The organism is Salmonella sp. WC3 (assembly GCF_042932255.1).
Lineage (GTDB): Bacteria > Pseudomonadota > Gammaproteobacteria > Enterobacterales > Enterobacteriaceae > Salmonella > Salmonella enterica.
The window spans coordinates 1,053,572-1,065,753 of sequence record NZ_CP170629.1; the positions used below are offsets into that span (position 1 = coordinate 1,053,572).

The 12,182-nt window shown below is 51.7% G+C and carries 12 protein-coding genes; 7 read left to right on the plus strand and 5 right to left on the minus strand.

Features of this window, described 5'->3' with window-relative positions:
- The first annotated feature begins 57 nt into the window (after positions 1 to 57).
- Positions 58 to 180 (plus strand): glucose uptake inhibitor SgrT, encoded by a 123-nt coding sequence (gene sgrT, locus ACFK9X_RS04960; RefSeq protein ID WP_001248755.1) that lies wholly within the window; start codon positions 58 to 60, stop codon positions 178 to 180.
- A 318-nt stretch (positions 181 to 498) separates the two neighbouring features.
- On the plus strand, positions 499 to 780 hold the full coding sequence (locus tag ACFK9X_RS04965; protein ID WP_000755258.1) for a DUF5339 family protein: 282 nt from the start codon (positions 499 to 501) through the stop codon (positions 778 to 780).
- A 53-nt stretch (positions 781 to 833) separates the two neighbouring features.
- Here ACFK9X_RS04965 and leuD read toward each other — a convergent pair whose 3' ends face one another.
- The 5 genes from leuD to leuL all read right to left on the minus strand — a co-directional run bounded on the left by leuD (position 834) and on the right by leuL (position 5,689).
- Entirely contained in the window at positions 834 to 1,439 is a 606-nt protein-coding gene (gene leuD, locus ACFK9X_RS04970) for a 3-isopropylmalate dehydratase small subunit (protein ID WP_000818261.1), read from the minus strand.
- 10 nt (positions 1,440 to 1,449) lie between these two features.
- On the minus strand, positions 1,450 to 2,850 hold the full coding sequence (gene leuC / locus ACFK9X_RS04975; protein WP_001140632.1) for a 3-isopropylmalate dehydratase large subunit: 1,401 nt from the start codon (positions 2,848 to 2,850) through the stop codon (positions 1,450 to 1,452).
- Between the two features lie 2 nt (positions 2,851 to 2,852).
- Positions 2,853 to 3,944 (minus strand): 3-isopropylmalate dehydrogenase, encoded by a 1,092-nt coding sequence (gene leuB, locus ACFK9X_RS04980; protein WP_000042340.1) that lies wholly within the window; start codon positions 3,942 to 3,944, stop codon positions 2,853 to 2,855.
- Entirely contained in the window at positions 3,944 to 5,515 is a 1,572-nt protein-coding gene (gene leuA / locus ACFK9X_RS04985; RefSeq protein ID WP_000082821.1) for a 2-isopropylmalate synthase, read from the minus strand. The genes leuB and leuA overlap by 1 nt, the downstream gene beginning before the upstream one ends.
- Before the next feature lie 87 nt (positions 5,516 to 5,602).
- Positions 5,603 to 5,689: a leu operon leader peptide gene (gene leuL / locus ACFK9X_RS04990; RefSeq protein ID WP_001575587.1), complete on the minus strand. Its 87-nt coding sequence runs from the start codon at positions 5,687 to 5,689 to the stop codon at positions 5,603 to 5,605.
- A gap of 656 nt (positions 5,690 to 6,345) precedes the next feature.
- On the opposite strand from leuL, the gene leuO reads away from it, so the two are divergent.
- From leuO to mraZ, 5 genes are all read left to right on the plus strand, one after another.
- On the plus strand, positions 6,346 to 7,290 hold the full coding sequence (gene leuO, locus ACFK9X_RS04995) for a transcriptional regulator LeuO (RefSeq protein WP_001115420.1): 945 nt from the start codon (positions 6,346 to 6,348) through the stop codon (positions 7,288 to 7,290).
- Between the two features lie 321 nt (positions 7,291 to 7,611).
- A complete protein-coding gene (gene ilvI, locus ACFK9X_RS05000) occupies positions 7,612 to 9,336 on the plus strand; it encodes an acetolactate synthase 3 large subunit (protein ID WP_191964516.1) in 1,725 nt (574 codons plus the stop codon).
- A 2-nt stretch (positions 9,337 to 9,338) separates the two neighbouring features.
- Complete coding sequence (ilvN, locus tag ACFK9X_RS05005; RefSeq protein ID WP_001563086.1) at positions 9,339 to 9,830, plus strand: acetolactate synthase small subunit; 492 nt, start codon at positions 9,339 to 9,341, stop codon at positions 9,828 to 9,830.
- Positions 9,831 to 10,113: 283 nt separating this feature from the next.
- Positions 10,114 to 11,118 carry a catabolite repressor/activator gene (gene cra, locus ACFK9X_RS05010; RefSeq protein WP_000762406.1) on the plus strand — a complete coding sequence of 335 codons (1,005 nt, stop codon included), beginning with the start codon at positions 10,114 to 10,116 and terminating at the stop codon, positions 11,116 to 11,118.
- 605 nt (positions 11,119 to 11,723) lie between these two features.
- Positions 11,724 to 12,182 carry a division/cell wall cluster transcriptional repressor MraZ gene (gene mraZ / locus ACFK9X_RS05015; protein ID WP_151115745.1) on the plus strand — a complete coding sequence of 153 codons (459 nt, stop codon included), beginning with the start codon at positions 11,724 to 11,726 and terminating at the stop codon, positions 12,180 to 12,182.

A 12,182-nucleotide genomic window follows, 5' to 3' on the forward strand; every position in this document is an offset into this window, starting at 1 on the left:
ATTATCCCTATATTAGGCCAATAATATCTTTCGATGAAGCAAGAGGAAGAGGTCACTATGCGCCAGTTCTGGTTGAGATATTTTGCCGCCACGGAAAAAACGTCCTGGCTGGCTTGCCTGAGCGCGCCGCAGCGCTTAAAAATGCTCGCGGAACTGATGCAGTGGGAGGCGACCGATTGAAGCCAATTGCAGACATCATGTGTGACTGAGTATTGGTGTAGGCGATAGCCTAAAATCACCCGCCAGCAGATAATATCTGCTGGCTTTTTTTATTTCGACTGTTTCTGGATGACGACGATGGGACGGCGCCTCAACGGGATTTCTGCGGCGGTTTCTGTGGTCACGCGGGGGTGACCGGGCGAGTAAAAGACGTGTAATGTTGCGTGACAAGCGCCATTTTGCATGGTACTGAAACAGACTTTTTTTTATTTTTATCATCGCTAATCTTATACGCGTTATCGCATGGTGCTTTAACGTGTTTAGTACAAAGGAATGATAATGAAAAAGGTTTTTTTGCTTGCAGCGCTTTTTGCTATGTCCAACTCCTCTTTCGCGGCAATGGCTGAAAGTTGTCAGCAATATTTTAATGATATTGATGCCTTGGTTGAGCAGGCTGCAGCAACGAGTGAACAGGCAAAACAGCAATTTGACGCGATGAAGCCTCAACTCGAAGCGTCAAAAAAACAGTTGGAAACTGTAGCTGCATCTGACCAGGATGCTGCGTGTAAGCAGGCTCTGGCGTCAATGGTTCAGATTAAACAGGCTCTGGGATTAAAATAAGATAGATACCAGCAATAAGCGATGAGTATCGCTTATTGCTGGTCGTTTTGGTATCAACGCATAAACTCAGGCTGCTTGTCTTCGTACTCGGCAATCGCGTCTTCGTGCTGCAGCGTCAGCCCGATGCTGTCCAGACCGTTCAACATGCAGTGGCGGCGGAAGTCGTCGATTTTAAAGCTGTAGGTCTTATCGCCTGCTTTCACCACCTGTGCTTCCAGATCCACTTCAAAATGAATGCCCGGATTGGCTTTCACCAGGCTGAACAGCTCATCGACCTGTTCGTCGCTTAATTTCACCGGCAGCAGTTGGTTATTGAAACTGTTGCCGTAGAAGATGTCGGCGAAGCTTGGCGCGATCACCACTTTAAAGCCGTAATCGGTCAACGCCCACGGCGCGTGTTCGCGTGAAGAGCCGCAGCCAAAGTTTTCCCGCGCCAACAGTATCGACGCGCCTTGATATTCCGGAAAGTTCAGCACGAATTCCGGATTTGGCTGTTGGCCCTTTTCGTCCAGGAAGCGCCAGTCGTTAAACAGATGGGCGCCAAAACCGGTGCGCGTAACCTTCTGCAAAAACTGTTTAGGGATAATTGCATCGGTATCGACGTTGGCGGCATCCAGTGGGACAACCAGGCCGGTATGCTGGGTAAATTTCTCTGCCATGGTAGTTTCCTTATTTGATGCTGCGAATATCGGCGAAGTGGCCGGTAACGGCGGCAGCGGCGGCCATCGCCGGGCTGACTAAATGCGTGCGCCCCCCGCGGCCCTGACGACCTTCAAAGTTACGGTTGCTGGTGGAGGCGCAGCGCTCGCCCGGGTTCAGGCGGTCATTATTCATGGCCAGGCACATGGAACAGCCCGGTAAGCGCCATTCAAATCCTGCTTCGATAAAGATCTTGTCCAGACCTTCCGCTTCCGCCTGCGCTTTCACCGGACCTGAACCCGGCACCACCAGCGCCTGCACGCCAGGCGCAACTTTGCGCCCTTTGGCGACTTCCGCCGCCGCGCGCAAATCTTCAATACGCGAATTGGTACAAGAGCCGATAAAGACTTTATCAATAGCAACGTCCGTTAACGGTACGCCCGGCTGTAAGCCCATATAAGCCAGCGCTTTTTCGGCGCTGGCGCGCTCAACCGGATCGCTAAAAGAGGCGGGATCGGGGATGATGTCGGTGACGGAAATCACCTGGCCCGGATTCGTGCCCCAGGTCACCTGCGGCGCGATCTCTTCTGCTCGCAGGGTGACGACAGTATCAAAGGTCGCGCCGTCATCGGTTTTCAGCGTTTTCCAGTACTCGACGGCTTCGTCAAAATCGCGGCCCTTCGGCGCGTGCAAACGCCCTTTTACGTAGTTAAAAGTGGTTTCATCCGGGGCGACCAGACCGGCTTTGGCGCCCATCTCAATTGCCATATTGCACAGCGTCATGCGGCCTTCCATACTCAGCGCGCGGATAGCGTCGCCGCAAAATTCAACCACGTGTCCGGTGCCGCCGGCGCTACCGGTTTTACCGATGATCGCCAGCACGATGTCTTTGGCGGTAATGCCCGGCGCGGCGTTGCCCGTGACTTCAATCTTCATGGTTTTAGCGCGCCCCTGTTTCAGGGTTTGCGTCGCCAGTACATGTTCTACCTCAGAAGTGCCGATGCCGAAGGCCAGCGCACCAAACGCGCCGTGGGTGGCGGTGTGGGAGTCGCCGCAGACGATGGTCATGCCCGGCAGGGTGACGCCCTGTTCCGGCCCCATCACATGGACGATGCCCTGATATGGGTGATTCAGGTCATACAGCTCGACGCCGAACTCGTTACAGTTCTTAATCAGCTCCTGCATCTGGATACGCGCCATTTCACCGGAGGCATTAATGTCTTTAGTCTGCGTAGAGACGTTGTGATCCATCGTGGCGAAGGTTTTCCCTGGCTGACGTACCGGACGATGGTGCGCGCGCAGACCGTCAAACGCCTGCGGAGAGGTGACTTCATGCACCAGGTGGCGGTCGATGTACAGCAGCGGCGTTTCGTTTGGCGCCTCAAAGACCACGTGGGCATCAAATAATTTTTCGTATAACGTTTTGGCCATGATTACACCCCTTCTGCGACATAGCGGGCGATAATATCGCCCATCTCATCGGTACTGACTGCGGCAGCGCCCCTGGCTAAATCGCCGGTGCGAACGCCCTCTTCTAATGCGCGATTGATCGCCTGTTCAATGGCTGTTGCCGCATCGTTGGCATCCAGGCTGTAGCGCAGCAGCAGCGCCAGCGACAGGATCTGCGCAATTGGGTTGGCGATATTTTTCCCGGCGATATCCGGCGCGGAGCCGCCAGCCGGTTCATACAGGCCAAACCCTTGCTCGTTCAGGCTGGCGGAGGGCAACATCCCCATTGAGCCGGTGATCATGGCGCATTCGTCGGACAGAATGTCGCCGAACAGGTTAGAGCACAGCAGTACGTCAAACTGCGACGGGTCTTTAATCAACTGCATGGTGGCGTTATCGATATACATGTGCGCGAGTTCCACATCGGGATACGTTTTCGCGACATCATTGACGATCTCACGCCACAGGATAGAGCTTTGCAGTACGTTGGCTTTATCAATAGAGGTGACTTTACGGCGGCGTTTACGCGCCGATTCAAAGGCGATACGGGCAATGCGCTCGATCTCAAAGCGGTGATAAACTTCGGTATCAAAGGCTTTTTCGTACTGACCGCTGCCTTCACGGCCTTTTGGCTGTCCGAAATAGATCCCGCCGGTCAGCTCGCGCACGCACAGGATATCGAAACCGTTAGCGGCGATATCGGCGCGCAACGGGCAAAATGCTTCCAGTCCCTGATACAGTTTCGCCGGACGCAGGTTACTGAATAACTTGAAATGTTTGCGCAGCGGCAGCAGGGCGCCGCGCTCTGGCTGGCTTTCCGGGGGCAAATTTTCCCATTTCGGGCCGCCGACGGAGCCAAACAGAATGGCATCCGCCTGCTCGCACCCTTCAACGGTGGCTTTCGGCAGTGGATGACCATGATTGTCGATAGCAATACCGCCGACGTCATAGCGGCTGGTGGTGATACGCATATCAAAACGGCTGCGTACCGCATCCATAACTTTCTGGGCTTGCGCCATGACTTCCGGGCCGATACCGTCGCCCGGCAGTACGGCAATATGATAGTTCTTCGACATTACACGGTTTCCTTGTTGTTCTCTTTATTTTGAGCTTTGCGTTGCAATTCTTTTTCAACTTCGGCGGCGCGCCAGATATTGTTCAGTACGTGTACCATCGCTTTGGCGGAGGATTCGACGATATCCGTCGCCAGCCCGACGCCGTGGAAGCGGCGACCATGATAGTTCACGACGATATCGACCTGACCCAGCGCGTCTTTGCCCTGGCCTTTGGCGTTCAGGTCGTATTTAACCAACTCAACGTCGTAACCGGTGAGGCGGTTAATCGCCTGATAGATGGCGTCGACCGGGCCGTTGCCGTTCGCCGCCTCGGCCTTGATCTCTTCACCACAGGCCAGCTTCACGGAAGCGGTGGCGATATCGCTGGAGCCGGACTGCACGCTGAAGTAATCCAGACGGAAATGCTCTGGTTCTTCTTGCTGTTTATTAATAAACGCCAGCGCTTCCAGGTCATAGTCGAACACCTGGCCTTTTTTGTCCGCCAGCTTCAGGAACGCGTCGTACAGGTGGTCCATGTTGTAGTCTGTGTCCTTGTAACCCATCTCTTCCATGCGATGTTTCACGGCGGCACGGCCAGAGCGGGAGGTCAGGTTCAGCTGTATCTGGTTCAGACCGATGGACTCTGGCGTCATGATTTCATAGTTTTCGCGGTTCTTGAGGACGCCATCCTGGTGGATGCCGGAAGAGTGGGCGAAAGCGCCGCTGCCGACAATCGCTTTGTTGGCCGGGATCGGCATGTTACAGATCTGGCTGACGGTCTGGCTGGTGCGCCAGATTTCGTGGTGATTGATGTTGGTGTGTACGTTCATGATGTCTTTGCGCACTTTAATCGCCATGATCACCTCTTCCAGCGCGCAGTTACCGGCACGTTCTCCGATACCGTTCATCGCGCCTTCAACTTGACGCGCGCCCGCATGTACTGCCGCCAGCGAGTTGCCTACTGCTATCCCTAAATCGTCGTGGGTATGAACGGAGATGATAGCTTTGTCGATATTGGGGACACGTTCATACAGGCCGGAAATGATTCCCGCGAACTCAAACGGCATGGTATAGCCCACGGTATCGGGAATATTAATGGTTCTCGCGCCGGCGTTTATAGCGGCTTCCACCACGCGCGCCAGATCGTCAACAGGCGTCCGGCCAGCATCTTCGCAGGAGAATTCCACGTCATCAGTGTAATTACGCGCCCGCTTAACCATGTATACCGCGCGTTCGATGACCTCATCCAGCGTGCTGCGCAGCTTGGTGGCGATGTGCATTGGCGAGGTGGCGATAAAAGTATGGATGCGAAACGCGTCGGCGACCTTCAGCGCCTGTGCCGCGACGTCGATGTCTTTTTCTACACAACGCGCCAGGGCGCAAACGCGGCTGTTTTTAATGGTGCGGGCGATGGTTTGGACGGATTCAAAATCACCCGGAGAAGAGACCGGGAAGCCTACTTCCATGACATCAACACCCATGCGCTCAAGGGCCAGGGCAATCTGCAGCTTCTCTTTCGCGCTCAGGCTGGCCTGTAACGCTTGTTCGCCGTCGCGTAAGGTCGTATCAAAAATAATGACTTGCTGGCTCATGATGTGGTCCTTGTCTCCAGGGGCGCCTTGCGTCAGGCATAAAAAAACCCGCGCAACGGCGCGGGTTTTGTTTGACTTCGAGCTGACTTAATGTTGAATGCCGCCCACCGGTCTACCGCGCACAATAAATGCGTTGAGTAGTAGTAGCCCAGTGAAACGAACGATATGTGACATTAATTCAGCTCCAGCGAATGCGTTATGCTTTTAGTGGTACTGGATATGCCGTTTAATGTCAACTCTATTTTCTGTCGCCATTGCATTTTGTTGACGATATCCGGATACGTACTTTAGCTAATTGTGCTGGGCTGCGCGTCCAATAAAGGATAAAAGAACGAGTGGACATTCATACTTTTCATTGTTTGAAATATTTAGGCATTTTTGTTTGCAAATTGGTTAGGGGAATGGCCTGTTAAAGGTATGCTAAAGGTTTGGTTTATCTTTTTGATTTGTTTTATATTTTAACAAATAACCTTGTTTACTTAATGGATAAGGATAAAGTTATTGATAAATTAATGTTAACTTTTTAGCTATTAATAATATAAACATTTAATTGAAACTTAAATGATCATTCACTTGGTGTATGATTGTGTATTCGCCATAGTTATGGTTATATTGCTTGCGTAATTTAAACATTATGAATCGCAATGGTGTGACTCAGGACACATTACGCTTGCGCTGGCATTCTATTTGTCTCTGTCAGCTTCTTTATGTTTTCCGAATTTTAACGCTTTCCCTTTTTCTTATTTTATATGCATGGTAAATCATATTTTCAGGAATTATTTCTGCCTTCAGCCAGAAAAAGGGAGTTAAGCGTGACAGTGGAGTTAAATATGCCAGAGGTCAAAACCGAAAAGCCGCATCTTTTAGATATGGGCAAACCACAGCTTCGCATGGTTGATTTGAACCTATTGACCGTGTTCGATGCGGTAATGCAAGAGCAGAATATTACGCGCGCCGCCCACACGCTGGGAATGTCGCAGCCTGCGGTTAGTAACGCCGTAGCGCGTCTGAAGGTTATGTTTAATGACGAACTTTTTGTTCGATATGGACGAGGAATTCAGCCGACTGCCCGTGCATTTCAGTTATTTGGTTCAGTCCGTCAGGCGTTACAGTTGGTGCAAAATGAATTGCCGGGATCGGGGTTTGAGCCGACCAGCAGCGAACGTGTATTCAATCTTTGCGTGTGCAGTCCGCTGGATAATATCCTGACGTCACAGATTTATAATCGTGTAGAAAAAATTGCGCCAAATATTCATGTCGTTTTTAAAGCGTCGTTGAATCAGAATACTGAGCATCAGCTACGCTATCAGGAAACCGAGTTCGTTATTAGTTATGAAGAATTCCGTCGTCCTGAGTTTACCAGCGTACCGCTATTTAAAGATGAAATGGTTTTAGTCGCCAGCCGAAAACACCCGCGTATTAGCGGCCCGCTACTGGAAGGCGATGTTTATAATGAACAACATGCGGTTGTTTCTCTCGATCGTTATGCGTCATTTAGTCAACCGTGGTATGACACGCCGGATAAACAGTCGAGCGTGGCTTATCAGGGCATGGCGCTTATCAGCGTTCTGAACGTGGTTTCGCAGACGCATTTGGTCGCTATTGCCCCGCGCTGGCTGGCGGAAGAGTTTGCGGAGTCGCTGGATCTGCAAATATTGCCGTTGCCTTTAAAACTGAATAGCCGGACATGCTACCTTTCTTGGCATGAAGCGGCTGGGCGTGATAAAGGGCATCAATGGATGGAAGATTTATTAGTTTCTGTTTGTAAGCGATAAAACCGGGCAGAATAAATCAGAAACAAATTCTGGTTTATTCTGCTTTTTAGCGTATATCAAAAATTTTATGCTGAATTAACGGTGAGCGATTCTTTTCGTCGCTGTGAAAAATAGATGAATTGCTGTAAGTCTGCATTTATAAGTGATTATTTATTACCTGGTGTGATTCAGACGGAGTATTTCTCCATTTCTTCTCTTCTTGCCTCCTGATTATTCTAACCTTTCCCATCTTTACGTCATTCCACCCAATTGCCAGGCGTGATAGCGAGCGGTTAAGGTGTCCGTCAAACCGTGATGACAGGTATAAAGTGGAGGCAAGCCGTGGAGATGTTGTCTGGAGCCGAGATGGTCGTCCGATCGCTTATCGATCAAGGCGTAAAGCAGGTGTTCGGCTATCCTGGAGGCGCAGTGCTTGATATTTATGATGCGCTACATACCGTTGGAGGGATCGATCATGTGCTGGTGCGTCATGAGCAGGCTGCGGTGCATATGGCGGATGGCCTGGCGCGAGCCACTGGCGACGTTGGCGTGGTGCTGGTGACTTCCGGACCGGGAGCGACCAATGCGATTACCGGGATTGCTACGGCCTATATGGATTCCATTCCGCTGGTGATTCTTTCCGGCCAGGTCGCCACCTCATTGATTGGCTATGATGCCTTTCAGGAGTGCGACATGGTGGGGATTTCCCGACCGGTGGTCAAACATAGCTTCCTGGTCAAACAGACGGAAGATATTCCCCAGGTGCTTAAAAAGGCCTTCTGGCTGGCGGCAAGCGGACGTCCTGGGCCGGTGGTCGTGGATTTGCCGAAAGACATTTTGAATCCGGCGAAAAAAATGCCGTATGCCTGGCCGGAGACGGTCAGTATGCGCTCTTACAATCCCACAACATCAGGACATAAAGGACAAATTAAGCGTGCCTTGCAAACGCTGGCGTCGGCAAAAAAGCCGGTGGTCTACGTTGGGGGAGGGGCGATAAGCGCGGCCTGCTATGCGCCGCTGCGCCACATCATTGAAACCTTTAACCTGCCGGTGGTCTCTTCATTAATGGGACTGGGCGCGTTTCCTGCTACTCATCGCCAGTCGTTAGGAATGCTGGGAATGCATGGCACTTATGAAGCCAATATGACCATGCATAACGCCGACGTGATTTTCGCTGTTGGCGTACGATTTGACGACCGCACGACGAATAATCTCGCTAAATATTGTCCGAACGCGACGGTATTACACATCGACATTGACCCGACGTCCATATCCAAAACGGTTAACGCTGATATCCCGGTGGTGGGCGATGCCCGCCTGGTACTGGAACAAATGCTGGAGCTACTGGAGCAGGATGCGCCGTCTCAGCCGCAGGATGATATTCGCGACTGGTGGCAGCAGATAGAGAGCTGGCGCGCCCGTCAGTGCCTGAAATATGACGCGGAAAGCGAAAGTATTAAACCCCAGGCGGTGATTGAAACCCTCTGGCGTCTGACGAAGGGCGACGCTTACGTGACGTCCGATGTAGGACAACACCAGATGTTTGCCGCCCTCTATTACCCGTTCGATAAACCACGTCGCTGGATTAATTCCGGCGGGCTCGGCACGATGGGTTTTGGCCTACCGGCTGCGCTGGGCGTTAAAATGGCCCTGCCGAAAGAAATGGTGGTCTGCGTGACCGGCGATGGCAGTATACAGATGAACATTCAGGAGCTGTCGACAGCCTTACAGTATGAACTGCCGGTACTGGTTCTGAACCTGAACAACCGTTATCTGGGGATGGTAAAACAGTGGCAGGATATGATCTATTCCGGTCGCCATTCTCAGTCTTATATGCAGTCGTTACCGGATTTTGTGCGCCTGGCGGAAGCATATGGCCATGTCGGGCTGCAGATTAACCACCCGGATGAGCTGGAAAGTAAACTCAGCGAAGCCCTTGAGCATGTGCGTAATAACCGACTGGTGTTCGTCGATGTCACCGTTGATGGCAGCGAGCATGTCTATCCGATGCAGATTCGCGGGGGCGGGATGGACGAAATGTGGTTAAGCAAAACGGAGAGGACCTGATGATGCGCCGGATTTTATCGGTATTACTGGAAAACGAATCTGGGGCGTTATCGCGGGTTATCGGCCTCTTTTCGCAACGCGGATATAATATTGAAAGCCTGACCGTCGCGCCGACAGACGATCCGACGTTGTCGCGTATGACTATCCAGACGGTAGGCGATGAAAAAGTGCTTGAGCAAATTGAAAAGCAACTGCACAAGTTGGTTGATGTGCTGCGCGTCAGCGAGCTGGGACAGGGAGCGCACGTTGAGCGGGAAATCATGCTGGTGAAAATCCAGGCCAGCGGCTACGGACGGGAAGAGGTGAAGCGTAATACGGAAATTTTCCGTGGTCAGATTATTGATGTCACGCCAACGCTGTATACCGTTCAACTGGCGGGCACCAGCGATAAACTGGATGCTTTTCTGGCCTCGCTGCGCGACGTGGCGAAAATTGTTGAAGTGGCGCGTTCAGGCGTCGTCGGGCTTTCGCGCGGCGATAAGATTATGCGCTGAGCAGATTCGCCGGATGACGACGCGGTTGCGTTTTATCCGGTCTACAGGCTGATATCTGGCCCAGGTCCGATAAGCGTAGCGCCATCAGGCAGGTTTGCCGGATATCAGCCAACAGGAATTATCGCCCAACCCAATATCACCGGTTGGGCTTTTTTTTGCGAAATCCGTGGTAACCCGGAATAAAAGCGGTTGCCGGAGTGATCAAACTGCGCTTAGATGTTAACGATTTTAACCCATGCCGACATAAAGGTTATGGTTTGTACAATTTACACAAGGGGCAATTGTGAAACTGGATGAAATCGCTCGGCTGGCCGGTGTCTCGCGCACAACTGCAAGCTACGTTATAAACGGTAAAGCAAAGCAATACCGCGTGAGCGACAAAACCGTAGAAAAAGTCATGGCGGTAGTGCGTGAGCACAATTACCATCCTAACGCTGTGGCTGCCGGGCTGCGTGCTGGACGCACACGTTCCATTGGTCTGGTGATCCCGGACCTTGAAAACACGAGCTACACCCGTATCGCAAACTATCTTGAGCGCCAGGCACGCCAGCGTGGCTACCAACTGCTGATCGCCTGTTCTGAAGATCAGCCGGATAACGAAATGCGCTGCATTGAGCACCTTTTGCAACGCCAGGTGGATGCAATCATTGTTTCAACTTCGTTACCGCCGGAGCATCCCTTCTATCAGCGCTGGGCCAACGATCCGTTCCCCATCGTCGCGCTCGACCGCGCGCTGGATCGCGAACATTTCACCAGCGTGGTCGGCGCCGATCAGGATGATGCCGAGATGTTGGCGGAAGAGCTGCGTAAATTCCCGGCGGAAACGGTGCTTTATTTGGGCGCGCTGCCGGAGTTGTCCGTCAGTTTCCTGCGCGAGCAGGGGTTCCGCACCGCATGGAAAGACGATCCGCGGGAGGTGAATTTCTTATATGCCAACAGCTATGAGCGCGAAGCCGCCGCGCAGCTGTTTGAGAAATGGCTGGAAACGCATCCTATGCCGCAGGCGCTCTTTACGACATCGTTCGCGCTATTACAGGGCGTGATGGACGTTACGCTGCGGCGCGATGGAAAACTGCCTTCGGATTTAGCGATTGCGACCTTTGGCGATCATGAGCTGCTGGATTTTCTGCAATGCCCGGTACTGGCGGTGGCGCAGCGTCATCGTGATGTCGCGGAACGCGTGCTGGAGATTGTGCTGGCAAGTCTTGATGAACCGCGTAAACCGAAACCCGGCTTAACGCGTATTCGGCGAAACCTGTATCGTCGCGGCATTCTGAGCCGTAGCTAAAGGACCGGCGGTAAAAGACTCTCTCTTCTGCCGCCGTCAAACAAATGCGTATCAGTAAAAATATCCCTTAAATAATTAAGATTATTCCTTAAAATTATCCGAAAATTCTTTTTTATTACCTTTCTTTTGTCCGAAATCGTCCATATTCCACTAATTAAGACGTAACGAGTCTTTTCCTTTGTCTTGTTTTGTTACAAGCAGGCAAGAAATCGTCGAATTAACAGCCACTTTTTGTCTTTGGCGCGACAGTCGCTCGTAGGCGCTGGTATAGCAGGCGCTGCACACGTTAAACAGGCACTGTTAACACGGTGCAATATGTCCTAAAATGCCGCTCGCGTCGCAAACTGACACTTTATATTTTTCTCGGATTATATTGAGTCCGTTTTAAACGGCGGTGGGTCTTTGGTTTTTTTCTTACAAATATTCATAACGTTAATTTGACTTGCACGCTGGGTGGAAATTAATCAACGCAGATATTCGCCGTAAACATTGGCTTTTTTACTTAGGTAAGCGTTGTGACTTGCTTGACAAGCTTTTCCTCCGCTCCGTAAACTCCTTCGAGTGGGAATTTGTGGGATAAAGTGGTAAGAAGGGGTGAGACTGGCATGTTCCGGGGGGCAACGTTAGTCAATCTCGACAGTAAAGGGCGCCTGACCGTGCCGACCCGTTATCGGGAGCAACTGATCGAGAGCGCTACCGGTCAAATGGTATGTACCATTGACATCCATCACCCATGCCTGCTGCTTTACCCCCTGCCTGAATGGGAAATTATTGAGCAAAAGTTATCTCGTCTGTCGAGCATGACCCCGGTAGAACGTCGCGTACAGCGTTTACTGTTGGGCCATGCCAGCGAATGTCAGATGGATGGTGCAGGTCGATTACTGATCGCGCCAGTTCTGCGGCAACATGCCGGACTGACGAAAGAAGTGATGCTGGTTGGACAGTTCAACAAATTTGAGCTGTGGGATGAAACGACCTGGTATCAACAGGTCAAGGAAGATATCGACGCTGAACAGTCAGCTACCGAAACGTTATCGGAGCGGCTGCAGGACTTGTCTCTATAA